Here is a 23,386-nt window from a genome sequence, read left to right on the forward strand (position 1 = left end):
GCCCGGCGCAGGGCGGTCAGGCTTGATCCCTGCGCCGGGCGGGCTGCCCCGGAAACCCCTTCGTGGGCACTGTCCGCCGTTCTGGCGTGGTTTTCAATCACCTGCCGTTGCCTGAGAAAGTCGAGTCTCGCCTGTTTGGTGGCCGGGCGCGGTGATCGACTCGGGTTTCTTGAAACCGTGGCGTCCTGGTGGCCAGGATGGCCCGACTTCATGGAACCCGAGTCGATCTAGGTGGTGACACGCCCTGGCCGTGGCGGGGGGTCGCCGGAGGACGAGTCGGGCTTGGCGACGCGTGGTGGCGGGCAGAGTGGGAACTCAGACCTCGACGTGGTGCGGAGCGCCGACGTTCAGCGCTTGCCGCCCGGCACCCATAGCACATCTCCTGCCGGATTTGCCGTTCTTGACAGGATAAAGAGCAGATCGGAGAGCCGGTTGAGATACTTTGCCGGGAGCGTGCTGGTTCGGTCCGGATCGTGGGCGACCAGCGCCCACGCCGCCCGTTCGGCACGCCGGGCGACGGTCCGCGCCACGTGCAGCAGCGCCGCGCCTGCGGTGCCGCCGGGGAGGATGAAGGAGTCGAGCTTGCTCAGGCGTGCGTTGTACTCGTCGCACCAGCCCTCCAGGCGCTCGACGTACTCCTCGGTCACCCGCAGCGGCGGGTACTTCGGCTCCGGCTCGACCGGGGTGGACAGGTCGGCGCCGACGTCGAACAGGTCGTTCTGCACCGACCCCAGCACGCCGCGAAGCTCCTCGTCGAGGTTGCCGAGCGCGAGCGCGACGCCGATCGCCGCGTTGCACTCGTCGACATCCGCGTACGCGGCGATCCGCGGATCGGTCTTCGGCACCTGCTCGTTGTTGCTCAGCCTGGTCATGCCGGCATCGCCGGCCTTGGTGTAGATGCGCGTGAGGTGGACGGCCATGACGCACAGCCTACGGATACCCGACCTGACGATCCCGGCGCGGCCGGACAGCACCGCCGGCTGGCCGGTGGTGGTGGGCCCCGGCGACGCCGGCGATCCGGCGGTCAACGACGTCGACGTCATCCGGGTCCGCGGTGACGCCCGACTGGCCGGCACCGTGCACGTGGTCGGTGCCAAGAACTCGGCGTTGAAGCTGATGGCGGCGGCGCTGCTCGCCCCCGGCCGCAGCGTGATCACCAACGTCCCCCGGATCACCGACATCGCGATCATGGGGGAGGTGCTGCGTCGGCTGGGCTGCGACGTCCAGTTCGACGCGGACGACCCGGTCGACCCGATGGTCGCTCGTGGCGGCGTGGCCCGGTCCCGGTCGGTGACGATCGACGTACCCGAGCAGCCGGGCGCGGAGGCCGACTACGACCTGGTCCGCCGGTTGCGCGCGTCGATCTGCGTGCTCGGCCCGCTGCTGGCGCGCCGGGGGTACGTGCGGGTGGCCCATCCCGGCGGCGACGCGATCGGGTCGCGGGGGTTGGACATGCACATCTCCGGGCTGACCCGGATGGGCGCGGAGATCTCCGGTGAGCACGGGTTCGTCATCGCGTCCGCCCCGCACGGGCTGCGTGGCGCGGACATCATGCTGGACTTTCCCAGCGTCGGCGCCACCGAGAACCTGGTGATGGCGGCGGTGTTGGCCCAGGGCACCACGATGATCGACAACGCGGCGCGGGAGCCGGAGATCGTCGACATCTGCACGATGCTCAACCAGATGGGCGCGCGCATCGCCGGCGCGGGCACGTCCACGTTGCGGATCACCGGTGTGCCCGGTCTGCGCCCGGTGCGCCACGCCACGGTGGGGGACCGGATCGTCGCCGGCACCTGGGCGTTCGGCGCGGCGATGACCCGGGGCGACGTGACGGTGACCGGGCTGGACCCGGCCTTCCTGGAGGTCGCGCTGGACAAGGTGGTCGCCGCCGGCGGGCTGGTGGAGACGCGGGGGGACGGCTTCCGGGTGCGGATGGACGAGCGGCCCCGGGCGGTGGACGTGGTGACGCTGCCGTACCCCGGCTTCGCCACCGACCTGCTGCCGATGGCGATCGGGCTGGCGGCCGTGAGTGACGGCGCGTCGCTGATCACCGAGAACATCTTCGACGGCCGGTTCATGTTCGCCAACGAGATGATGCGGCTCGGCGCGGACATCAAGACCGACGGGCACCACGCCGTGGTCCGGGGACGGGACCGGCTCTCCGGCGCCCCGGTGCGGGCCACCGACATCCGTGCCGGCGCGGGGCTGATCATCGCCGGGCTCTGCGCGGACGGGGTCACCGAGGTCTCCCACGTGCACCACGTCGACCGGGGCTACCCGGACTTCGTGGCCGACCTGCGCGCGCTCGGGGTGGCTGTCGAGCGGGGCACCACGCCGGAGGAGCCGGCGCTGGAGATCTGAGGTCGACCCGTCCCGACCGCCACTTAGCCATCGTTCAGGCTCGCCGACTAGGGTGCAGGCAGGCACTCAATCGCAGCGAGGGAGAAGCAGATGGCGGGTCGACTCGCGGTCGTCGGGGCCGGGTTGATGGGTTCCGGCATCGCCCAGGTGGCGGCGCAGGCGGGCTGGCAGGTGACGCTGCGCGACCTGGACGACGCGGCCACCACCCGGGGTGTGGGCGGCATTCGGAAGTCACTGGAGAAGTTCGCCGAGAAGGGCAGGATCGAGGCGTCCGAGGTCGAGGCGACCCTCGCGCGGATCACCCCGACCACCGACCTGGAGGCGGCGGCGGACGCGGACATCGTGGTCGAGGCGGTCTTCGAGCGCCTGGAGATCAAGCACGAGGTGTTCCGCGCCCTAGACAAGATCTGCAAGTCGGACGCGGTGCTCGCCACCAACACCTCGGCCATCCCGGTCACCCAGATCGCCGCGGTGACCGAGCGGCCCGAGGCGGTCGTCGGCACCCACTTCTTCTCCCCGGTGCCGATGATGCAGCTCTGCGAGCTGGTGCGCGGCTACAAGACCACCGACGCCACGCTGGACACCGCGCGGGCCTTCGCCGAGGAGATCGGCAAGACGGTCGTGGTGGTCAACCGGGACATCGCCGGTTTCGTCACCACCCGGCTGATCTCCGCCCTGGTGATGGAGGCGGTGAAGCTGGTCGAGTCTGGCGTGGTGTCGGCGGAGGACCTGGACACCGCCTGCCGGCTGGGCTTCGGGCACGCCATGGGCCCGCTGGCCACCACCGACCTGACCGGCGTGGACGTGCTGCTGCACGCCTCGAGGAACATCTACACCGACACGGCCGACGAGAAGTTCTTCCCGCCGGAGCTGCTCCAGCGGATGGTTACCGCCGGTGACCTGGGCCGCAAGACCGGCAAGGGCTTCTACACGTACTGAGGTGTGGCGGCCGGGGCGGTCAACCGCCCCGGCCGGCCGCTCAGCCGTCGCGCTTGGTGGTCCAGCGGAAGGTGGTCAGGCAGAGCACCACACCGATCACGCACCACAGGGCCAGCACCAGCGCGACCCGGCCCAGCTCGAACGAGCCGCCCGGCTCCTGGGCGCCGAAGCTCTCCGGCAGGAAGACCGCCCGCAGCCCCTGGCACATCCACTTGAGCGGGAACAGCGCCGCCACCTGCTGCATCCAGGTGGGCAGGTCGGTGAAGACGAAGAACACCCCGGAGATGAACTGAAGGATCAGGGAGACCGGGGTGACCACCGCCGAGCCGCTGCGGGCGGTGCGGGCCAGCGACGAGATGGCGATGCCGCACAGGGTGCACGCGGTCACCCCGAGCACGGCGACCCAGCCGAAGGTGAGCCACTTCCCGGCGGTGCCCGGCAGGTCGAGGTCGAACAGCGCCACCGCGAAGGCCAGCAGCAGCGCCGTCTCGGCGATGCCGATCACCACCACCATGATCACCTTGCCGGCGAACCAGACCCACTTCGGCATCGGCGTGCCCCGGTAGCGCTTGAGCACGCCCCGGTCCCGTTCGACGGGGATCCAGATGCCGAGGTTCTGGAAGCTCACCGTCATCAGGCCGGTCGCGATCATGCCGGTGATGAAGTACTGGGTGAACTTCACCCCGCCGCCGATCGTCCCGTCGAAGATCGACGCGAAGATCAGGATCATGATGACCGGGAACCCCAGCGTGAAGACGACGGACTCCCGGCTGCGCAGGAACTGGGTGATCTCCAGTCGGCCCTGGCGCAGGGCGAGCGCGCCGGCGCCCGGCCGTCGGCCGCGGGTCGCGGTGACCGGCGTCGCCGGCTTCGTCGTGGTCGTCATCGCGAGTGTCCGATCATCGTGAGGTAGACGTCCTCCAGGGTCGGCCGGGTCACCGTGAGACCGGGGACCTCACCGCCGTGGCGCGCGGCGAGGTCGGCCACGAAGGCCGTCGGCGTCGCGGTCTGCGCGCTCTGCACCGCCCCTTCCGGGGTACGCCAGGAAACCGTGGCGAGGGCCTCCTGCCGATTGCCCAGCCGGTTGGGAGCGGCGACCTCGACCAGCCGACCACCGGCGATCACGCCGACCCGGTCGGCGAGGGCCTCGGCCTCGTCCAGGTAGTGGGTGGTGAGCACGATGGTGGTGCCGGCCGCAGCGAGGTCGCGGATCAGCTCCCAGAACTCGCGGCGGGCCTCCGGGTCGAAGCCGGTGGTCGGCTCGTCGAGGAAGAGCAGCTCCGGTCGGCCGATGATGCCCAGGGCCACGTCCAGGCGACGCTTCTGCCCGCCGGAGAGGGTGTGCGTGCGGGCCCTCGCCTTGCCGGCCAGCCCGACCCGCTCGATCACCTTCGCCGGGTCGTCGGCGTCGGGATAGAAGCCGGAGAAGTGCCGGACCACCTCGGCCACTGTCAGCTCGTCGAACTCGCCGGTGCCCTGCAGCACGATGCCGACCCGGGAGCGCCAGTCGATGTCCGGGTGCGCCGGGTCCGCGCCGAGCACGGAGACCTCGCCGGCATCCCGGTGTCGGTAACCCTCCAGGATCTCCACGGTGGTGGTCTTGCCGGCGCCGTTCGGGCCGAGCAACGCGAACACCTCGCCGCGGTGCACGTCGAGATCCACGCCCGCCACCGCCACGTTGTCGCCGTACGCCTTGCGCAGCCCTCGGACGGAGATGGCCAGCTCGTCATCCATGCCGTCCAGTGTGCGTCCTGACCCGGCCCGCATGGTGCCCGGGGTGTGGCGGTCCGCGCCACTGCGGGAACTTGACACCCGGACGTCCCCGACATGGACCTGTGTGGTTTTCCACAACCCTTTTTACTGAACGGTAACTTAGACTCCGGCCATGGATGAGACGGCATTCCCGGGGCGGCTGCCCGAGCGGGACCGCCCGTGGGTGATGCGCACCTACGCCGGCCACTCGTCGGCAGCGGCGACCAACGCCCTCTTCCGCCGCAACCTGGCGAAGGGGCAGACCGGGCTCTCGGTCGCCTTCGACCTGCCCACCCAGACCGGGTACGACCCGGATCACGAACTCGCCGCCGGTGAGGTCGGACGGGTCGGTGTGCCGGTGGCCCACCTCGGCGACATGCGGGCGCTCTTCGACGGTCTCCCGCTCGCCGACACGAACACCTCGATGACCATCAACGCCCCGGCGATGTGGCTGCTCGCCCTGTACGGCACCGTCGGGCTGGAGCAGGGCGCGGACCTGACCCGCTGCGCCGGCACCACCCAGAACGACATCATCAAGGAGTACCTGTCCCGGGGCACCTACATCTTTCCGCCGGCGGCGTCGCTGCGGCTCACCGCCGACGTGGTGGCGTACACGCTGCGGGAGATGCCCCGGTGGAACCCGGTCAACATCTGCTCGTACCACCTGCAGGAGGCCGGCGCCACGCCCGTGCAGGAGGTCGGCTTCGCGCTGGCCACCGCGGTCGCCGTGCTCGACGCCGTGCGCGACTCCGGCCAGGTGCCCGCCGAACGGATGGGCGACGTGGTCCAGCGGATCTCGTTCTTCGTCAACGCAGGGGTGCGCTTCGTCGAGGAGATCGCCAAGATGCGCGCGTTCGGCGTGCTCTGGGACGAGATCACCCGGGACCGGTACGGGGTCACCGACGCCCGACAGCGGCGGTTCCGCTACGGCGTGCAGGTCAACTCGCTCGGCCTCACCGAGGCGCAACCGGAGAACAACATCCAGCGCATCGTGCTGGAGATGCTCGGCGTGACGATGTCCCGCGACGCCCGGGCCCGGGCGGTCCAACTGCCCGCCTGGAACGAGGCGCTCGGCCTGCCCCGCCCCTGGGACCAGCAGTGGTCGCTGCGGATGCAGCAGGTCCTGGCGTACGAGTCGGACCTGCTCGAATATCCCGACCTCTTCGCCGGGTCGCACGTGATGACCGCGCTGGTCGACGACATCGTCACCGGGGCGCGGACCGAGTTGGACAAGGTGCTGGAGCTGGGCGGTGTCGTCGCCGCCGTGGAGACCGGCTACCTCAAGAGCGCGCTGGTCGCCTCGCTGGCCGACCGTCGTCGCCGGATGGAGTCCGGTGCCGATGTGGTGGTCGGGGTCAACCGGTACACCGAGACCGAGCCCTCCCCGCTGACCGCCGCCGGTGCGGGCGCCGTCGAACAGGTCGATCCCGCCGTCGAGGAGGCCGCCGCGGACGGCGTACGCCGGTGGCGGGCCGACCGGGACGCGGCAGTGGTCGACGCGGCGCTGACCCGGCTCCGCGCGGACGCCGCGACCACCGCCAACCTGATGCCGGCGACACTGGAGTGCGTGCGGGCCGGGGTGACCACCGGCGAGTGGGCCGGCGCGCTGCGCCAGGTCTTCGGCGAGTACCGGGCACCGACCGGCCTGGCCGGCGCGACCGGCGGCGGCGGGGAGCCGGGTCTCGCCGCGGTCCGCGAGCGGGTCACCGCCACCGCCCGGGAGCTGGGCAGCGGCCGGCTGCGGCTGCTGGTCGGCAAACCCGGCCTGGACGGGCACTCCAACGGCGCGGAACAGATCGCGGTACGCGCCCGCGACGCCGGCTTCGAGGTGGTCTACCAGGGCATCCGGTTGACCGCGGGGCAGATCGTGGCCGCCGCGGTGGAGGAGGACGTCGACCTGGTCGGGCTATCCGTGCTCTCCGGGTCGCACCTGGCCGCCGTGCCCGCGGTGCTCGACGGGCTGCGCGCCGCCGGTCGGGCGGACCTGCCGGTGGTGGTGGGCGGCATCATCCCGGCCGGTGACGCGGACACCCTCCGGGCGGCCGGGGTCGCCCGGGTCTTCACCCCGAAGGACTTCGCCCTCACCGGCATCATCGACGACCTGGTGACGGTCATCCGTCGCGCCAACGACCTGCCCTGATCACTCGTCACCCCGGCGGGTCGGCGCGGGTCAGCGGCCGGCAGGTCGCCGGCCGGCGCGGGTCAGCGGCCGGCGTAGGTCATGCAGTCGGCCATGTCGTTGTCCGGGCCGACCCTGATCGACGACGCGTGGCACTCCAACTGCTCGTTGTGCCGGCAGTCGGAGCGCTGGCAGGCGCCGACCTGCGCGATCAGGCTGTCCACGCCGCCGCGGACGGGCGACTCGACGAAGGTGTGGCAGTGGGCGTGATCCATGCTGCCGATGGTGATCGCGAAGGCGTGGCAGTCACCCGACTGGTTGTACGCGCACGCGGCCACCACGCATTCCTGGACTCGGGGCATCTCCAACGCTGCGGTCATGCCGACCTCCTCTAGGCTCTTGCCCCGATTCTAGGCTTTTGTCGGTGCCCGGGACCCCGGTATAGCGGGCCGCCGATCGCCGCCCAGCGTGATCGACTCGGGTTTCCGGAACGCGGGGTGTCCCGCTGCGGGGGATGGCCCGGTTTGCAGAAACCCGAGTCGATCAAGCGTCAGACGCGGAAGCCGGCGGCGCGGGCGGCCTCCCGTTCACGGCGTCGTTCGCCACGGCGGCGGACGAACCAGAAGATGAAGAAGGCCAGGCCGACCAGGAAGACGAGCACCAGCACCGGCAGGATGATCGCCGCCAGGGAGACCACCACGCTGGTGGCGTCCTCGGCGGTGCTGGCCACCGGGGCGCCGAAACCGGCGGTGGCCGCGTTGACGACGGGCCGGGCCGCCGACTTGAGCAGGTGCACGCCCAACGCCAGCAGTACGCCCGTGACGACCGGCACCCACTGGTGGGACGAGAAGAAGCTGCCCGGGTCGCTGACCGTCACCGTCTCCGACGAGGAGCCGGCACCGAAGGCCAGACCACCGGCGGTGGGTCGGACCACTGTCTGCACCACGTCGTTGATGTGGTCGACCACTGGCACCTTGTCCGCCACCACCTCCACGGCGAGCAGGACGGCCATGATGACGATGACCCAGCCGTTGCCGAGCCAGGTCCAGCCGCTGGGCAGGTCGATCAGGTCGGTGTAGCGGCCGAGCAGGCCGAGGATGAGCAGGGGTATGTAGGCGTTCAGCCCCGCCGAGGCGGCGAGACCGGTGCCGGTGAGGACTTCGAACACGATCTCAGCATCGCATCGACGCGCCAGTGCCGCTCGCTGGCGACCGGTGGGTGCTCGGCTACCCTCGTCGGGTGCGGTTGGTCATTGCGAAGTGCTCGGTGGACTACGTCGGACGGCTCTCGGCTCACCTGCCGCTGGCCACCCGGTTGCTGATGGTGAAGGCGGACGGGTCGGTGTCCATTCACGCCGACGACCGGGCGTACAAGCCGTTGAACTGGATGAGCCCGCCCTGCCGGCTGGAGGAGGCCCCCGGGGTGTGGCGGGTCGTCAACAAGGCCGGCGAGGAGCTGCGGATCACCCTGGAGGAGATCTTCCAGGACACCTCGTACGAGTTGGGGGTGGACCCGGGTCTTCGCAAGGACGGGGTGGAGGCGCACCTGCAGGAGTTGCTGGCCGCCAACCCGGGTGCCCTGGGTGAGGGGTTCACCCTGGTCCGCCGCGAGTACATGACGGCGATCGGCCCGGTGGACCTGCTCTGCCGGGACGCCAACTCCGGCTCGGTGGCCGTCGAGGTCAAGCGGCGTGGCGACATCGACGGGGTGGAGCAGCTGACCCGCTATCTCGAGTTGATGAACCGCGACCCGCTGCTCAGCCCGGTCGTCGGGGTCTTCGCCGCTCAGGAGATCAAGCCGCAGGCCCGGGTGCTCGCCACCGACCGGGGCATCCGCTGTGTGGTGGTGGACTACGACAAGCTGCGCGGCATCGTGAAGGACGAGCTGACCCTCTTCTGACCCCGGCGCCTTAGGGCCTGTTTCGTAGGAACTGGCCGGCCTGCGGCTCGACCGCCCCTACGAAACAGGCCCTACCCGGTGCGCACCGCGATCAGCGACTTCGGCAGGCCGAACACCCGCTCCACCAGCATGGTGGAGTCGGGGAAGTAGTGCCGCATCTGCGAGCGGTCCAACAACTCGGTCCAGAGCACCTGGTGGATGGCGGCGTCGTGGCTGCGGGTGGGCTTGTGCCCCAACGGCCAGCGGCGGGCGAACGCGGTGCGTAGCCGGACCGGCAGGAACTGCATGCCCGGCGCGATCCAGTGTGGCTCGATGGGGAAGTAGCGGTAGGGGGTCTGCACCCAGTGCCGGTCGGCAAGGGAGCGGGCGGCGGCGGCGAAGCGGATCCGGCGTTCGTGCCCGCCCACATGCTCCAGCACGGAGTTCGAGAAGACCAGGTCGTAGCTGCCCTTGGCCAGGTGCGGGGGCAGGTCGCAGGCGTCGGCCTGCTCGACGTGGGCCCAGTCCGGGACGGCGGTGGGCGGCGACTCCAGGTTGACGACTGTCACGTGGGCCGGCCGGACGGTGGCGCGGTGCCAGGTGCCGAGCCGGCCACCGAGATCGACGACGTGCATGTCGCCGATGTCCGGGAAGGTGCGCGCCAGCCAGTCCGAGCGGTGCCGACGCCGTCGGGCGCTCCACGACTGGTCACTGTCGACAAGGCGGTAGCGCAATCGATTGGGGCCCATTTAACGCAATGTACCGCCGCGACCACGGCGTATAAACATGTGGATACGCCGATCCTTCTTGAAGATCGGCTATCCGACACTTACCTCCCGTACATGACCTTGATGGCCTTGACGAGTCGGGCCACGTCGGTGGGGGTGCGGTCGAAGGTCATCGACGGCAGCAGCGACCGGGCGCGGCGTCGGGTGATCGCCTTGGCCCGACCGAACTCACGCAGGCCGTCCTCACCGTGGATCCGGCCGAAACCGGAGTCACCGACACCGCCGAACGGCAGGGTGGACATGCCGGCGAAGGTCAGCGTGGAGTTGATCGACGCCATCCCGGAGCGCAGCCGCCGGGCGATGGCCACCGCGCGCCGCCGGCCGAAGACCGAACCACCGAGGCCGTACGACAGGGCGTTGGCGCGGTTGACGGCCTCGTCGGCGTCGCGGACCCGGCTGATGGTCAGCGTCGGGCCGAAGGTCTCCTCGCGGATCGCGGCCGAGTCCTCCGGGACGTCCACCAGCACTGTGGGGTGGACGTACGGCGGCTGAACAGCGCCCGGGCCGCCGAGCACGGCGCGCCCACCGGACGTGATCGCGGCGTCGATGTGCCGACGGATCACGTCGATCTGCTGGGGCATGGTGATCGGGCCGATGTCGGTGCCCTGCGGCCCGACCGTCAGCCGACCGGCGCGGGCCACCACCTTGTCGACGAAGGTGTCGAAGACGGCGTCGACGGCGTACACCCGCTCGATGCCGATGCAGGTCTGCCCCGCGTTGGTCATGCCGCCCCAGACGCACGCCTCGGCGGCGGCGTCCAGGTCGGCGTCGCTGTCGACGATCATGGCGTCCTTGCCGCCGCCCTCGATGAGCACCGGGGTCAGCGACTCGGCGCAGGCGGCCATCACCTTGCGGGCGGTGGCGGTGGAGCCGGTGAAGGCCAGCTTGTCGACGCCGGAGCGGCACAGCGCGGCGCCCACGTCGCCCTGCCCGTGCACGGCGGTGAACACCGGATGTTCCGGCACCACCTCGGCGAAGCTGTCCACCAGCCACTGGCCGACGGCCGGGGTGTACTCGCTCGGCTTGAGCACCACGCCGTTGCCGGCGGCGAGGGCGTACGCGGCGGAGCCGATGGGCGTGAAGACCGGATAGTTCCACGGCCCGATCACGCCGACCACCCCGTACGGCTGGTATTCGAGGTGCCCGGAGAACTCGGCGAGGATCAGTCGGGACCGCACCCGGCGTGGGCCGAGCACGCGACCGGCGTTACGGGCGGCCCAGTCGATGTGCTCGATCGCGGTGACGATCTCGACGATGGCGTCGGCGACCGGCTTTCCGCCCTCGACGTGCACCAACTCGGCCAACTGCTCGATGCGCGTGGCGAGCAGGGCACGCCAGCGCAGCATCCGCTGACGGCGGCCGGTGAAGCCCAGGCTGGCCCACCAGTCGCCGGCGGCGCGGGTGCGGGCGACGGCCTGCCGCACGTCGGCCTCGGTGGCGACCGGGAAGCGACCGGCCTCGACGCCGGTCGCCGGGCTGGTGGAGACCAACTGACCCGCTTCGATGACCGGAACGCCCGGGATATGCACTGCCGTCATGGCGGAAGTCTAGACCCGAGGATTACTCACCGGTAGGGTCGCCGATTCGGGGCCGGGGGGCCGGCGTCACACCAACCCGACCGATCGTTGATCAGTGCAGGTCAGCGTGGTGGTGGCGAGTGCGGCCCGCCCGAATCGTCGAACGGCAGGTGTCCGGGAGGTGACGAGAGGCTGACCGGCCGGTCGGTATTGACGACTACCGTCTGATGGCAAGCTGACGCGCGGAGTGACGGTGTGGGGTGGAGGGCTGACTGTCCATGGAGGAACATCCGGAACTGATGCCGCTGTTGACGGTCGCGGGTGGGCCGATGCGCGGCGCGAGTTTTCGTATGCGAGCCGAGATACAGGTGATCGGCCGGGCGCCGAGCGGCCAGGTGGTCATCAACGACCCGCACCTGAGCCGTCGCCACGCCGAGGTGTGGCTGGCACCGGAAGGGCCGTCCCTGCGGGACCTCGGCTCGACAAATGGCACCTGGCTCAACGACCGGCGGATCACCGAGGTGGAACGACTCTCCGACGGTGACGTGATCCGGCTGGGCCGTACCGAACTGCGCCTGTTCGACCCCGGGGTGGCGCTCACCGACCCGGTGGGGCTCAGCTTCGGCCCGTCCCGGCGCGACGTCCGGCCGACTCTGCCGCTGCCCCTGGCCGCACCGCCGGGCACCCGCCGCTGACCGTCTGGCGGTCAGCCACACCGGGCGGCCGCGCTGGATGGCGGTCCGACACCTGGACCGGCGGGAACACCCGTGGCAGCATGCCGCGGATGGAAACCGAGCAGCGGATCGTGACGGCGAACGGCATCACCCAGGCGGTACGGGTGGCCGGCCCGCCGGACGGCGCACCGGTGCTGCTGATCCACGGCAACTGCTCGTCCGCGCTGTTCTGGGAGCCGCTGGTCCGCCGGCTACCACCGACGCTGCGGGTGGTCGCCCCCGACCTGCGGGGGTACGGCGACTCCGCGACCGCCCCGGTGGACGCCACCCGGGGCCTGCGGGACTTCGCCGACGACGTCGCCGCCCTGCTGGCCGACCCCACGCTCTTCGCCGCCGACGCGCGCCCGGTGGTGGTCGGGCACTCCCTCGGCGGCGGGGTGGCGATGAGCCTGCTGGTCGACCACCCGCACCGGGTGGGGGCGTTGCTGCTCGCCGCTCCGGTCTCCCCGTACGGCTTCGGTGGCACCCGTGACCTGACCGGCACGCCGACCACCCCCGACTTCGCCGGCACCGGCGCGGGCACGGCGAACCGGGACTTCGTGGCCCGACTCGCCGCCGGTGACCGGAGCACCGACGCGCCGGCCAGCCCGCGCGCTGTACTGCGAAGCACCTATGTGGCCGATCCCGCCTCGCTCGGCGCGGACGAGGAACTGCTGCTGGACACCGTGCTCTCCACAGCGACCGGGGACGACAACTACCCGGGCACGGCGGTGCCGTCGGAGAACTGGCCGGGCACCGCGCCGGGGGAGCGCGGCGTGCTCAACGCGCTCGCGCCGACCTGGTTCCGGCTCGCCGACGACCTGGTGGCCGTCGCCGAGAAACCGCCGGTCACCTGGGTACGCGGCGACGCCGACGTCATCGTCTCGGACACCTCGCTGTTCGACCTGGCGTACCTCGGTTCGCTGGACCTCGTGCCCGGCTGGCCCGGCGCGGACGCCTGCCCGCCGCAGCCGATGGTCGGCCAGACCCGGGCGGTGCTCGACCGGTACGCGGCGGCCGGCGGGGCGTACCACGAGGTGGTGCTGCCCGCCTGCGGGCACAGCCCGCACCTGGAGCGCCCGGCGGAGTTCGTCGCCGAGTTGTTGGCCCTGACCAGCGGGTCGACCGCCTGACCGACGGCCCGACGGTGGGCCGGAAAGCAGCGCCGTGCCGTGGGTGAAATATGCCACGGCGTCTCGACAACTCACCGTCACGTGGCAGACTCGCGCGCATAACCTTAGCGGCCGTTCAGTGGCCGTGCGGAGTCTCTGGGGAGGCCGGTCGTGGCGCGCGAGTTCAGCACCGTAGGCGTGGTCGGGCTGGGCACCATGGGTGCCGGCATCGTCGAGGTCTTCGCCCGCAACGGCATCGACGTGGTGGCCGTGGAGATCTCCGCACCCGCCCTGGAACGCGGCCGGGCCACCCTGAAGGGCTCCACCGACCGGGCGGTCGCCAAGGGCAAGCTCGCCGAGGCGGACCGCGACGCCCTGCACGAGCGGGTGCACTTCGCGGTCGGGCTGGACGCGCTGCACTCCGTCGACCTGGTCATCGAGGCGGTGCCCGAGCACCTGGACCTCAAGCAGCGGATCTTCGCTGAGCTGGACCGGGTCTGCCGCCCCGACACGATCCTCGCCACCAACACCTCGTCGCTGAGCGTCACCGAAATCTCGGTGGCCACCAGCCGACCCAACCAGGTCATCGGCATCCACTTCTTCAACCCGGCCCCGGTGATGAAGCTGGTCGAGGTGGTCCGCACCGTCGTCACCGCGCCCGAGGTGGTCGCCGACGTGGAGGCGCTCTGCGCCCGGCTCGGCAAGGTCGACGTCACCATCAACGACCGGGCCGGCTTCATCGCCAACGCGCTGCTCTTCGGCTACCTCAACCACGCCGTCGGCATGTTCGAGTCGCACTACGCGACCCGGGAGGACATCGACGCCGCGATGAAACTCGGCTGCGGCCTGCCGATGGGCCCGCTGGCGCTGATGGACCTGATCGGTCTGGACACCGCGTACGAGATCCTCGACACCATGTACCGGCGCGGCGGGCGGGACCGCCGGCACGCCCCGGTGCCGCTGCTCAAGCAGATGGTGACGGCGGGACTGCTCGGCCGGAAGTCCGGCCGGGGCTTCTACACCTACGAGCGGCCCGGCTCCCCGGTGGTCGTACCGGATGAGGCGACGCCGCCGGCCACGGAGGCCGCGCTCGCCGACGGGGCTCGCGCCATCGCGAAGGTCGGCGTGGTGGGTTCCGGGACGATGGCCACCGGCATCATCGAGGTGTTCGCGAAGGCCGGCTACGAGGTCGTCTCGGTCACCCGCGGCGCGGAGAAGTCCGCGAAGGTCTGCGAGGCGGTGAAGACCTCGCTGAACAAGGGCGTGGTGCGCGGCAAGCTCGCCGAGGCCGACCGGGACGCCGCGCTGGGCCGGATCAGCTGGTCCGCCACGCTCGACCACCTCGCCGACGTCGACCTGGTGGTCGAGGCGGTCGTCGAGGAGTTGAGCGTCAAGAAGGCCCTCTTCGCCAGCCTCGACGAGATCTGCAAGCCGGGCGTCGTGCTGGCCACCACCACCTCGTCGCTGCCGGTGATCGACGTGGCGATGGCCACCCAGCGGCCGGCCGACGTGGTGGGGCTGCACTTCTTCAACCCGGCGCCGGTCATGCCGCTGGTCGAGGTCGTCCGCACCATCCGCACCTCCCCGGAGGCCACCGCCACCGCCCGCGCCGTCTGCGCCGCCCTCGGCAAGACCGGCGTGGTCTGCGGCGACCGGTCCGGGTTCATCGTCAACGCGCTGCTCTTCCCGTACCTGAACGACGCGGTGAAGATGCTGGAGGCCAGCTACTCCACCGCGGACGACATCGACCACGCCATGAAGCTGGGCTGCGGTTACCCGATGGGCCCGTTCGAGCTGCTCGACGTGGTAGGGCTGGACGTCTCCCTGGCCATCCAACGCGAGCTGTACCTGGAACTGCGCGAGCCGGGCTTCGCGCCCGCGCCACTGCTGGAGCACCTGGTCACCGCCGGCTACCTGGGCCGCAAGACCCGCCGCGGCTTCCGCGACCACTCACACCGCTGACCGGGTCAACGCCCGTGGGCGCTGACCGCGTCTGCAGGGTGTGACCTTCGAGGAGTACGTCAGCAGCCGGGGTCCGGCGCTGGTCCGGCTCGCCCGGCTGCTGACCGGTGACGAGCACCGGGCTGAGGACCTTGCCCAGGACGTACTGTCCCAGGCGTACGTGCAGTGGCGCAGGATCGCCCGCGCCGACCGGCCGGACGTGTACGTGCGCCGGATGCTGGTCAACGCCAACATCTCCTGGTGGCGGCGACGGTCCAGCCGGGAGCTGGTCGTCGACACCTTCGCCGAGCGGGCGCACCGGGGCGACCTGGGCGGCGAAGCGGCCGACCGGGACGAGATGTGGCGGCTGATCCTGGGCCTGCCCGACCGTCAGCGGGCGGTCCTGGTGCTGCGCTACTACGAGGACCTCGACGACGCGACGATCGCGCAGATCCTGAACTGCTCGCCGGTCACCGTCCGTACCCACGCGATGCGGGCGCTCGCCAACCTCCGGGAGCGCTGCGGTGCCCCGGCCAGCAACGGGAGCCGACCGTGACAGACCTCGACGAACAGATCGTCCAGACCCTGCGGGAGCGTGCCGAGGGCGACGTGGACACCGGCCGGCTGCTGCGGGCGTCCCGTGCTCGGGGCCGCCGCCGGCAACTGCACCGCCGGGTCGCGGCGGGGACCGCGTTGTCCCTGATCGGGGTCCTCGGCGTCGTCGCAGTGACCGGGACGGGCCTCGACGGTTTGTCCGACCGGCTGCCCTGGACCGCCACCACGCCGATCGTGGTCCCTCCGGTGCCGCCCCGCGCCGACGGGGTGCCCGGTGCCGCCGCAGACCCGGCGCTGGTCGGCAGTGATCCGGATGTGCTGCACTTCGGCCTCGATCCGGCCCGGGCCCGCTATCTGGGCTGGTCGGTCAGTCGGGGCCACACCGAGTCGGTACGGCTCAGCGTGCGGGACGATCAGCCGGTGTATGTCGAGGCGAGCAGTAAGGCGGAGTTGTCCACAAGCGTCTCATTCGACAATGTCGAGGTCGACGCGGTCGGACCGGGGCCACAGAGCTTCGACGGCACGATCCACCCGGCGAGCGGCGGCGCAAGTGCAATGGTCAAGTCGTGGCAACCCGCCCCAGGTCTGTACGCCCGTGCCGTCATCCTGCGGGGGGACCGTGCCGGGCTGGAGCAGGCGGTCAAGGCGCTGCGCTGGAACGAGGCCCGCACGTGTGCCGTGCCGCTGCGGCTCGACGCCCTGCCCGAAGGCGGGCCGATCAACAACTGCTCGGTCGACGTCAGCTCGTACCCGAGGCTGGTCACCTCGAACTTCGTCCTCGGGCGGGCGACGAACCAGGTCATGTTCGTGAACTACCGCTACGCGAGCGGGGCCGGCACCCGTACCGCGGGGAATCGGACTGTCGCTGGCCGGCCCGCGTATCTCTCGCCGGACGGTACGACCCTGGATTTGCTCGGCATCCCCAAGACGATGGTGAGTGCCAACTTCGACTGGCAGTGGGAGGGCCGGCGGCCGATCGGCGTCGAGCCGGGCGCGTCGAGCGGCTTCACCGAGGCGGACGCGACGACCGTGCTGGCGGGGGCGCGGGTCGTCGAGGACCCGACGCGGGCGGAGAGCTGGAAGTGAACGCAGCCGTCGGACGTACCGCCCCGAGGCCTGGTCCGTCCGACGGAACGTACGCTTGGTGACTGTGAGCCCCCGTCGCAACCGCCCTCGCCGGGACGAGAACGCCAACCTGGACGCCGACCGGGTCCGGCAGGGCGTCGCCTCGGTACAGCAATGGACCGACGGTGCCTGGCAGGTACGCGGCATCGGCGCCGGCGCGTCGGTCAAGACGTACCGTTGCCCCGGTTGTGACCAGGAGATCCGACCCGGGGTGGCACACCTGGTGGCCTGGCCGGCAGACGGCCTGGGTGACCTGACCGACCGGCGGCACTGGCACAGTGGCTGCTGGCGGGCCCGGGACCGGCGCGGCCCGGCGGTGCAGCGCGGCCGGGGCACCCCGCGCTACTGAGCTGGCCCACCGGGGGCGCCTCGCGGTACTGAGCTGGCCCACCGGGGGCGGCTCGCGCGTGCGGCCCCGAGCGACCTGGGTCACCCTCTTCCCGCCTGGGCGGGCGGCGGCGGCGACTTCGCGACAGACTTGGGCGGTGAGCACAGCGATCCGCGCGTCGTCGATCCTTCCCGGCCGCCGGGAGGACATCGAGCTGCACACCGCCGACGGTCTGCGGCTGGTCGGTGAGCTGGCCCTGCCGGCCGACCGGCCGCCGGTGGCCACCCTGGTCTGCCTGCACCCGCTGCCCACCCACGGCGGGATGATGGACAGCCACGTGTTCCGCAAGGCGGCCTGGCGGCTGCCCGCGCTGGCCGACCTGGCGGTGCTGCGGTTCAACACCCGGGGCACCAGCAGCGTGCGCGGCACCAGCGAGGGAGCCTTCGACGGCGCGGTGGGTGAGCGGTACGACGTGGCCGCCGCCATCGAGTACGCGGAGTTCGCCGAGCTGCCCAACATCTGGCTCGTCGGTTGGTCGTTCGGCACCGACCTGGCGCTGAAGTACGGCTGCGACCCGGCGATCGCCGGGGCGATCCTGCTCTCCCCGCCGCTGCGCTTCTCCGCCCCGGAGGACCTGGCCACCTGGGCCAGCTCGGGTCGGCCACTGGTGGCGCTGGTGCCGGAGTTCGACGACTACCTGCGCCCCACCGAGGCGGGGGAGCGGTTCGCCGCCGTGCCGCAGGCCGAGGTGGTCGGAGTGCCGGGTGCCAAGCACCTCTGGGTGGGCGACGCGGAGACGGTCCTCGACGAGATCGTCCGGCGGGTCAACCCGGCCGTCGAGGTGCCGCTGCCGACGACCTGGGACGGCCCGATGGAGGCCGGCGACGTCAGCGCGTACGCCGACCGGACGGTGGCTGCCTTCGCCGACACGCCCGTCCCCGGCCCGGCCGCCGGTCAGGCCGACTGACCCGGGCGTCTACCGCGTCCGTCCCCCGCCCCGGTCCCGGTCCCGCCCCTCGGTCCCGGTCCGCGCATCCTCGCGTGCCCGCACCAAGATCGTGCTCGATCCTGCTTGTAGTGGCGTCAGAAGATGGCGAGGCCACTACCTCCGGGATCGAGCACGATCTTGGCGGCGCGGCGCGGCGCGGCGCGGCGCGGCGCGGCGCGGGGCGCGGCGGCGCGGGGCGCGGCGGTGCGGGGCGCGGCGGTGCGGTGTCGGCCGGTGCGGGGCGCGGCGGTGCGGTGTCGGCCGGTGCGGGGCGCGGCGGCGCGGTGCGGGCCGGCGCGGGGTGTGACCTCAGCGGCGTTCCTGGCGGGGCAGCACCACCTCGCGCAGGATCAGTTGCAGGGCGGCCACCGTGGGGATGGCGATCAGCGCGCCCACCACGCCCAGCAGCGACACCCCGAGCAGCGCGGCCAGCAGGGCGGCCACCTCGTTGACCTCCACCGAGCGCCGCATCACCTTCGGGTAGATGAGGTAGTTCTCCACCTGCTGGTAGATAAGGAAGAAGATCGCGCAGGCGATGCCGGTGGGCAGGTCCGCGGCGAAGCCGACCAGGCTCACGATCACCGCGCCGAGGGTGGCGCCGATCTGCGGGATCAGGTCGGTCACCGCGACGACCACGGCCAGCGCGAACGGGTACGGCAGGTCGACGACCAGCGCGAAGACGAAGGTGCTCGCCCCGGCCAGCACCGCGATGCTCAGCGCGCCGACCATGTACGAGCCGACCTTTGCCAGGATCTCGTCGCCGATCAGCTGCACCCGCTCCCGCCGGGACCGGGGCACCAACGAGTAGCCCAGCGAGCGCAGCCGGTCGAAATAGGCCAGAAAGTAGATCGTCAGCACCAGCACGGTCAGCGTCCGGAACACCGTGCCGAAGATCAGTTGTGCGCCGCCCAGCACGCCGCCGAGCGCCCGCCCGACCGTCTGGGCGTTGGCGGCGTTCTGCACCCGCTCCACCACGTCGTACCGCTCCACCAGGTCATTGACCGTCGGGTTGCGGCGCAGCTCGTCGAGCAGGCTCGGGATCTGGTCGATGAACTGCCCCGACTGGGTGACGATCGGCGGAACCAACGCCACCACGCCGCCGCAGAGCAGCAACACCACTGTCAACGCCACCGCGGCCACCGCCAGGCCGTGCGGCACACCCCAGCGGCCCAGCCGGACCACCGCCGGGTTGAGACCGACAGCGAGGAAGAGCGCGATCACCACCAGCACCAGGATGCCGCCGGCATTGCGAATCCCCAGATAGAGGGTGTAGGCCAGCAGCACGCCCAGCGCGCCGGTGAAGCCGATCAGGAAACTGCTGCGGCGCAGTGGCCGCCCCGGCGTGCCGAACTTTCCGGACGGGACCGCGGGCGGCTCGTCCGGGTCGATCCCCGGGGCGGGAACCGGCACCGGCGGTGGCGTCTGCACCGGCTGCGGAGTTGTCGTCCGCTGTGCCGTCTCCGCCGGCTGCGGTGTTTGCGCTGGCTGCGGTGTTTGCGCTGGCTCCGGTGTTTGCGCTGGCGGGGGATCGGCGGTCGTGTCCGGGTCGTCGCCAGCCGGGTCGTGCTGTGGCACCAGGGACCTCCCGGCTCAGGCCGTCGGACGACGCGCGACGGCCACGAACGCCCGCCACGCGGCAGGCGTGAACACCAGCACCGGGCCGGTCAGGTCCATGAGGTCACGACTTCCTTCATCAGTTCGATCGACTGGCGGCGGGACAACGCACCATTTCTGATCATCTCCCCACGCGCCAGCAGCGTAGCCACCTCATGGTCGCCACCGACCACGCGACCGTCAATCCGGTGCTCCATGTGCCCCACCCAACCACCGTCAGCGCCCCCGGCCGAATTGAACGGTCCGGAAAGGCCGACGACACCCCGGATGTCGACCAGGCTCGTAGATCTTGGACAGTTTCCGTCACGTCCTGACGGAAACTGTCCAAGATCTGGTGGTGACGCGGCGTCCCGGCGGTGAAGGCTGTTCGGATGCTGCCCGCCGACGACGCCGACGCCCTCGACTGGCTCGCCTTCGAGCAGGCTGGCGTGCTGACCACCGCACAGGTCGCCGGGCTGCTCAGCGAGGGGGCGGTACGGGGCCGGATCCGCACCGGCCGGTGGCGGTCGATCTGCCGGGGGATCCTGCTGACCGGCAACGGCCGCCTGACCCGCGACCAGCAACTGTGGGTCGCGGTGCTGGCCGCCGGACCGGGGGCGATGCTGGCCGGGGTGACCGCCGCCGCCGAGGCCGGGGTACGAGGGCTGCGCCGCGAACCACTGCACGTGCTGGTGCCGGCCGCCCGCCGTGCGGCGCGGACCACACTGCGTCGCCTGCCGATCGACATGCCCGCGGTGCTGGTGCACCGCACGACGGTGCTGCCCGAATCACACCGTCAACTCGCCCGTCCGCCGCGTACCACGACGGCGCGGGCCCTGGTGGACGCGGCAGGCTGGGCGGCCGGCGTGGACGAGGCGCAGGCGGTGCTGGCCGCCGGTTGTCAGCAACGCCGGGTACTGCCCGGGGAGTTGCGGGCGGTGCTCGACGTGCTGCCCCGGGCGCCGCGCCGGCACCTGATCGGGCAGACGGCCGGCGACCTCGCGGGCGGCGCACAGGCGCTCTCCGAGATCGATTTTCTGCGGCTGTGCCGCCGGCACCGGCTGCCCGCACCCGATCTTCAGGAACACCGGGTCGACGCGGCCGGCCGCAACCGCTGGCTGGACGCGTACTGGAGGGAGTGGCGGGTGCAGGTGGAGGTCGACGGGGCGCACCACATGGACGCCCGACAGTGGGCGGCGGACATGCATCGGCAGAACGACGTCTGGACCAGCGGCGACCGGATCCTGCGCTTCCCGGCCTGGCTGGTCCGCGCCCGCCCGGACGAGGTCGCCGACACCGTCCGCCGCGCTCTCGTAGCGGCCGGCTGGACCCCCACCCCACCGCTGCGCCACCCAGCAACATGAATCTTGGACACTTTCCGTTAACACCTGACGGAAAGTGTCCAAGATCTCGAAACCTGGATGGGGCCCGGTCAGTCCTTGTCGAGGGTGACCTTGCTGGGCTTGGCGCTGCGCTCGTCGGTGGTCGGCTTGCTGGGTCGCTTGCCGTTCTCGCCGGTGCTAGTGATCTTGGTGGGCTTGGCGCCCCGGCCACCCTCGCCCGGCACGGCGGCCACGGTCGGCTCCCCGTCCACCCCGGCGCTCGCCGTCCCACCGTCCACGGTGGTCACCGGCTCGGCCACCGGCCGCGTCGTGGGCTGCCCCGACTCGTCCGCACTCGCGTTCACCGGCTGCCGGGTCTCGGCGGGCTCCGCCTTCAGTCCGGTGCCCGTACCCGACTCGCCCGGACCGGACCGGGCGCCGGTGCCGGCGGAAACGCTCACGCCGTCGTCCCCACCACCGGACAGGTCCGCGCTCGCGTCGGGCGCCGCGTCCGGTGCGGTCGGCCCGTCGATCGGGCCGGCGACACTCTGCAACCGCAGCTCGGACATCTGACGCTGGAGCTCGTCGGACTCCTGCCGGGCCTTCCAGGTCTCCTGCCGCAGATCCGCGAGCTGCTGCTGGGCCTGGGCGATCTCCAACATCACCTGGGCCAACTGCTGCCGGCCCGCCGCCGCCTCCTGCTGCGTCGCCGCCAGGTGCTGCTGGGTGGTGGCCAGGTGCTGCTGCGTGGTGGCCGCGTACTCCTCGAACTGCCGCCGGGACGCCGCGACATGCTCGTCGGCTTTGCGGCGCTTGTCGCCGGCCTCGGTCTCGGCCCGGCTCAGCAGCTCGGTGGCCTCCGCCTCGGACCGCTGGCGCAGCGCCGCCGCGTCCTGCTCGGCCGCCTGACGGATGCCGGCCGCACCCTGTTCGATCTCGTTCTTGCGGGCGGTGTACTCGGTCTCCAGCTCGTTCTTGCGGGTGGAGTACTCCGTCTCCAACTCGTCGCGGCGGGTGGTGAAGCCGCTCTCCAGCTCCTGCTGACGGCTGGTGAACGCGGCTTCCAGCTCCTGCTGGCGTGCCGCGTGCTGCTTGTCCAACTCGTCGCGGCGCTTGGCGAACTCCTGCTCGGCTGCGGACCGTCGCTGCGCCAGCTCCCGGTCGGCCGCCTCCCGACGGGAGTTGACCTCCTGTTCCACCCCGGCCCGCCATGCGCCCAGTTCCTGCTGGGTCTGCGCCCGGGTCTGCTGCACGTACGCCTCGGTCTCGGTGCGCATCCGCTGCACGTACGCCTCGGTCTCGGCGCGGCTGCGCTTCGCCGACTCGGTGGCCTGCGTCGTCAGCCGCTCGGCCTCCTGCTGCGCCTTGGCGCGGGTGGCCCGCCCGGCCATCGACGCGTCGTCGATGATCTGCTTGGCCTCCTGCTGCGCCTTGGCGTGGGTGGCCCGCCCGGCCTCGGTCGCGGTGTCGGTGAGCCGTTTGGCCTCCTGGAGGGCCTTGGCATGCACCTCCTTGGCCGCATCGCGCAGATCGCTGGCCTCCTGCCGGGCGTTGGCCAGCGTCTCGCGGGCCGTCTCGCGCAGCTTGGTGGCTTCCTGCTGGGCCCGGGTGTGGATCTCCTTGGCGGAATCCCGCAGCTGGGTGGCCTCCTGCTGGGCCTTCGCCAGGGCGTCCTGCGCCGCCTTGCGCAACTGCGCCGACTCGTCCTTGGCCGACCGCAGGGTCTCCTCCGCCTCGGCCCGCCGGGCGGCGCTGTGCCGCTCCTCCTCCGCGCGCCGGGCGGCGAGAGCGATCTCGAAGTCCTTCAGCGCCCGCGCGGCCTGCTCGCGGGCCTCCTCGATGATGTGCTCGGCCGCGGCGCGACGGGCCTCGATCTCCCCGCTGGCGTCGGCGAGGATCTGCTCGGCCTGCTCCTCCGCGAGAGTGAGAATCGACTCGACCCGCGGGCCGAGATGGCGGAACGACGCCCGGTCGACCACGTTCATCTGCTTGCGCACCTGGGTCAGGTCACGCTGGAGAACCTCGACCTGGCCGGCGAGCTTGTGGATCTGTGTGTACGCCTGTTCCCGTTCCGAGGCGAGGGTCGCTATCTCGTGCTCAGCACGCGCGACATAACGGTCGACCTGTTTCTTCTCGTACCCCCGCAGAGCGGACTCGAAGCTGGGCTCCGTCGTCACGTCCCCGCCAAGGGCGAACAGTTCCTCGCCGTGCGACATGCCCCCATCCTCACACGCAACGGGCCCTGCTGGGGCGATACGGACGGGCCTTGTGGGAGCTACTTCACTCCGTCGCGGCTGACGGATACCACGGGTAGGGAAACGCATACGGCGCGAGGTGGCACCGGTTACCCGGTGT

General features: G+C 71.5%; 23 protein-coding genes. 12 read left to right on the forward strand and 11 right to left on the reverse strand.

Annotation, left to right across the window (positions count from 1 at the left end):
• Positions 1-347: 347 nt before the first annotated feature.
• Positions 348-920, reverse strand: a complete 573-nt coding sequence (locus tag QCZ28_RS26865) for a cob(I)yrinic acid a,c-diamide adenosyltransferase (RefSeq protein WP_279519245.1) — start codon at positions 918-920, stop codon at positions 348-350.
• On the opposite strand from QCZ28_RS26865, the gene murA reads away from it, so the two are divergent.
• The gene (gene murA, locus QCZ28_RS26870) at positions 919-2,361 is read left to right on the forward strand and encodes a UDP-N-acetylglucosamine 1-carboxyvinyltransferase (RefSeq protein ID WP_030333192.1); all 1,443 of its coding nucleotides are present in this window, start codon (positions 919-921) and stop codon (positions 2,359-2,361) included. The two genes, QCZ28_RS26865 and murA, sit on opposite strands and share 2 nt — an antisense overlap.
• A 90-nt stretch (positions 2,362-2,451) precedes the next feature.
• Complete coding sequence (locus QCZ28_RS26875) at positions 2,452-3,300, forward strand: 3-hydroxyacyl-CoA dehydrogenase family protein (RefSeq protein ID WP_279519246.1); 849 nt, start codon at positions 2,452-2,454, stop codon at positions 3,298-3,300.
• Positions 3,301-3,340: 40 nt separating this feature from the next.
• Here QCZ28_RS26875 and QCZ28_RS26880 read toward each other — a convergent pair whose 3' ends face one another.
• Both QCZ28_RS26880 and QCZ28_RS26885 read right to left on the reverse strand, forming a co-directional pair.
• Positions 3,341-4,186 (reverse strand): ABC transporter permease, encoded by an 846-nt coding sequence (locus QCZ28_RS26880; RefSeq protein ID WP_279519247.1) that lies wholly within the window; start codon positions 4,184-4,186, stop codon positions 3,341-3,343.
• Complete coding sequence (locus tag QCZ28_RS26885) at positions 4,183-5,034, reverse strand: ABC transporter ATP-binding protein (RefSeq protein ID WP_279519248.1); 852 nt, start codon at positions 5,032-5,034, stop codon at positions 4,183-4,185. The genes QCZ28_RS26880 and QCZ28_RS26885 overlap by 4 nt, the downstream gene beginning before the upstream one ends.
• Before the next feature lie 151 nt (positions 5,035-5,185).
• Between QCZ28_RS26885 and QCZ28_RS26890 the strand changes: the two genes are divergently transcribed.
• Positions 5,186-7,192: a protein meaA gene (locus tag QCZ28_RS26890; protein WP_279519249.1), complete on the forward strand. Its 2,007-nt coding sequence runs from the start codon at positions 5,186-5,188 to the stop codon at positions 7,190-7,192.
• 62 nt (positions 7,193-7,254) lie between these two features.
• Here the strand turns inward: QCZ28_RS26890 and QCZ28_RS26895 are convergent, their stop codons facing one another.
• Together QCZ28_RS26895 and QCZ28_RS26900 are read right to left on the reverse strand one after the other, a co-directional pair.
• Positions 7,255-7,551, reverse strand: coding sequence for a DUF1540 domain-containing protein (locus tag QCZ28_RS26895; protein WP_279519250.1), 297 nt, complete (start codon positions 7,549-7,551; stop codon positions 7,255-7,257).
• A 170-nt stretch (positions 7,552-7,721) separates the two neighbouring features.
• Entirely contained in the window at positions 7,722-8,339 is a 618-nt protein-coding gene (locus QCZ28_RS26900) for a DUF4126 domain-containing protein (protein WP_279519251.1), read from the reverse strand.
• Positions 8,340-8,410: 71 nt separating this feature from the next.
• Here QCZ28_RS26900 and nucS point away from each other — a divergent pair, with 71 nt between their 5' ends.
• Entirely contained in the window at positions 8,411-9,070 is a 660-nt protein-coding gene (gene nucS / locus QCZ28_RS26905; protein ID WP_112584054.1) for an endonuclease NucS, read from the forward strand.
• A gap of 71 nt (positions 9,071-9,141) precedes the next feature.
• Here the strand turns inward: nucS and QCZ28_RS26910 are convergent, their stop codons facing one another.
• Positions 9,142-9,798: a class I SAM-dependent methyltransferase gene (locus tag QCZ28_RS26910; RefSeq protein ID WP_279519252.1), complete on the reverse strand. Its 657-nt coding sequence runs from the start codon at positions 9,796-9,798 to the stop codon at positions 9,142-9,144.
• An 80-nt stretch (positions 9,799-9,878) separates the two neighbouring features.
• Positions 9,879-11,375, reverse strand: a complete 1,497-nt coding sequence (locus tag QCZ28_RS26915) for an aldehyde dehydrogenase family protein (RefSeq protein ID WP_279519253.1) — start codon at positions 11,373-11,375, stop codon at positions 9,879-9,881.
• A 257-nt stretch (positions 11,376-11,632) separates the two neighbouring features.
• On the opposite strand from QCZ28_RS26915, the gene QCZ28_RS26920 reads away from it, so the two are divergent.
• The 7 genes from QCZ28_RS26920 (at position 11,633) to QCZ28_RS26950 (ending at position 18,095) form a co-directional block, all read left to right on the forward strand.
• On the forward strand, positions 11,633-12,049 hold the full coding sequence (locus tag QCZ28_RS26920) for an FHA domain-containing protein (RefSeq protein WP_279519254.1): 417 nt from the start codon (positions 11,633-11,635) through the stop codon (positions 12,047-12,049).
• A gap of 80 nt (positions 12,050-12,129) precedes the next feature.
• Complete coding sequence (locus QCZ28_RS26925; protein ID WP_279519255.1) at positions 12,130-13,200, forward strand: alpha/beta hydrolase; 1,071 nt, start codon at positions 12,130-12,132, stop codon at positions 13,198-13,200.
• 150 nt (positions 13,201-13,350) lie between these two features.
• Positions 13,351-15,141 (forward strand): 3-hydroxybutyryl-CoA dehydrogenase, encoded by a 1,791-nt coding sequence (locus tag QCZ28_RS26930; RefSeq protein WP_279519256.1) that lies wholly within the window; start codon positions 13,351-13,353, stop codon positions 15,139-15,141.
• A gap of 40 nt (positions 15,142-15,181) precedes the next feature.
• Entirely contained in the window at positions 15,182-15,676 is a 495-nt protein-coding gene (locus tag QCZ28_RS26935; RefSeq protein WP_030333215.1) for a SigE family RNA polymerase sigma factor, read from the forward strand.
• On the forward strand, positions 15,673-16,761 hold the full coding sequence (locus tag QCZ28_RS26940) for a hypothetical protein (protein ID WP_279519257.1): 1,089 nt from the start codon (positions 15,673-15,675) through the stop codon (positions 16,759-16,761). The genes QCZ28_RS26935 and QCZ28_RS26940 overlap by 4 nt, the downstream gene beginning before the upstream one ends.
• Positions 16,762-16,825: 64 nt before the next feature.
• Positions 16,826-17,149, forward strand: coding sequence for a hypothetical protein (locus tag QCZ28_RS26945; RefSeq protein ID WP_244236068.1), 324 nt, complete (start codon positions 16,826-16,828; stop codon positions 17,147-17,149).
• A gap of 136 nt (positions 17,150-17,285) precedes the next feature.
• Positions 17,286-18,095, forward strand: a complete 810-nt coding sequence (locus tag QCZ28_RS26950; RefSeq protein ID WP_030333223.1) for an alpha/beta hydrolase — start codon at positions 17,286-17,288, stop codon at positions 18,093-18,095.
• Positions 18,096-18,425: 330 nt separating this feature from the next.
• Here the strand turns inward: QCZ28_RS26950 and QCZ28_RS26955 are convergent, their stop codons facing one another.
• From QCZ28_RS26955 to QCZ28_RS26960, 3 genes are all read right to left on the reverse strand, one after another.
• Positions 18,426-19,505, reverse strand: a complete 1,080-nt coding sequence (locus QCZ28_RS26955; protein ID WP_279519298.1) for an AI-2E family transporter — start codon at positions 19,503-19,505, stop codon at positions 18,426-18,428.
• A gap of 201 nt (positions 19,506-19,706) precedes the next feature.
• The gene (locus tag QCZ28_RS34570; protein ID WP_347815135.1) at positions 19,707-19,790 is read right to left on the reverse strand and encodes a DUF397 domain-containing protein; all 84 of its coding nucleotides are present in this window, start codon (positions 19,788-19,790) and stop codon (positions 19,707-19,709) included.
• Positions 19,781-19,927: a hypothetical protein gene (locus QCZ28_RS26960; protein WP_279519258.1), complete on the reverse strand. Its 147-nt coding sequence runs from the start codon at positions 19,925-19,927 to the stop codon at positions 19,781-19,783. The genes QCZ28_RS34570 and QCZ28_RS26960 overlap by 10 nt, the downstream gene beginning before the upstream one ends.
• 174 nt (positions 19,928-20,101) lie before the next feature.
• Here QCZ28_RS26960 and QCZ28_RS26965 point away from each other — a divergent pair, with 174 nt between their 5' ends.
• On the forward strand, positions 20,102-21,073 hold the full coding sequence (locus tag QCZ28_RS26965; RefSeq protein ID WP_279519259.1) for a hypothetical protein: 972 nt from the start codon (positions 20,102-20,104) through the stop codon (positions 21,071-21,073).
• Positions 21,074-21,141: 68 nt separating this feature from the next.
• Here QCZ28_RS26965 and QCZ28_RS26970 read toward each other — a convergent pair whose 3' ends face one another.
• A complete protein-coding gene (locus QCZ28_RS26970; protein WP_279519260.1) occupies positions 21,142-23,247 on the reverse strand; it encodes a hypothetical protein in 2,106 nt (701 codons plus the stop codon).
• Positions 23,248-23,386 lie beyond the last annotated feature (139 nt).

This window comes from Micromonospora sp. DH14 (assembly GCF_029809455.1).
In the GTDB taxonomy this organism is placed as follows: domain Bacteria; phylum Actinomycetota; class Actinomycetes; order Mycobacteriales; family Micromonosporaceae; genus Micromonospora; species Micromonospora parva.

Coding starts and splice junctions, on each gene's coding strand:
- murA (WP_030333192.1), top strand. CDS start 919: ATGACGCACAGCCTACGGATACCCGACCTGACGATCCCGGCGCGGCCG.
- QCZ28_RS26865 (WP_279519245.1), bottom strand. CDS start 920: ATGGCCGTCCACCTCACGCGCATCTACACCAAGGCCGGCGATGCCGGC.
- QCZ28_RS26875 (WP_279519246.1), top strand. CDS start 2,452: ATGGCGGGTCGACTCGCGGTCGTCGGGGCCGGGTTGATGGGTTCCGGC.
- QCZ28_RS26880 (WP_279519247.1), bottom strand. CDS start 4,186: ATGACGACCACGACGAAGCCGGCGACGCCGGTCACCGCGACCCGCGGC.
- QCZ28_RS26885 (WP_279519248.1), bottom strand. CDS start 5,034: ATGGATGACGAGCTGGCCATCTCCGTCCGAGGGCTGCGCAAGGCGTAC.
- QCZ28_RS26890 (WP_279519249.1), top strand. CDS start 5,186: ATGGATGAGACGGCATTCCCGGGGCGGCTGCCCGAGCGGGACCGCCCG.
- QCZ28_RS26895 (WP_279519250.1), bottom strand. CDS start 7,551: ATGACCGCAGCGTTGGAGATGCCCCGAGTCCAGGAATGCGTGGTGGCC.
- QCZ28_RS26910 (WP_279519252.1), bottom strand. CDS start 9,798: ATGGGCCCCAATCGATTGCGCTACCGCCTTGTCGACAGTGACCAGTCG.
- QCZ28_RS26915 (WP_279519253.1), bottom strand. CDS start 11,375: ATGACGGCAGTGCATATCCCGGGCGTTCCGGTCATCGAAGCGGGTCAG.
- QCZ28_RS26920 (WP_279519254.1), top strand. CDS start 11,633: ATGGAGGAACATCCGGAACTGATGCCGCTGTTGACGGTCGCGGGTGGG.
- QCZ28_RS26925 (WP_279519255.1), top strand. CDS start 12,130: ATGCCGCGGATGGAAACCGAGCAGCGGATCGTGACGGCGAACGGCATC.
- QCZ28_RS34570 (WP_347815135.1), bottom strand. CDS start 19,790: ATGGACCTGACCGGCCCGGTGCTGGTGTTCACGCCTGCCGCGTGGCGG.
- QCZ28_RS26960 (WP_279519258.1), bottom strand. CDS start 19,927: ATGGAGCACCGGATTGACGGTCGCGTGGTCGGTGGCGACCATGAGGTG.
- QCZ28_RS26965 (WP_279519259.1), top strand. CDS start 20,102: ATGCTGCCCGCCGACGACGCCGACGCCCTCGACTGGCTCGCCTTCGAG.
- QCZ28_RS26970 (WP_279519260.1), bottom strand. CDS start 23,247: ATGTCGCACGGCGAGGAACTGTTCGCCCTTGGCGGGGACGTGACGACG.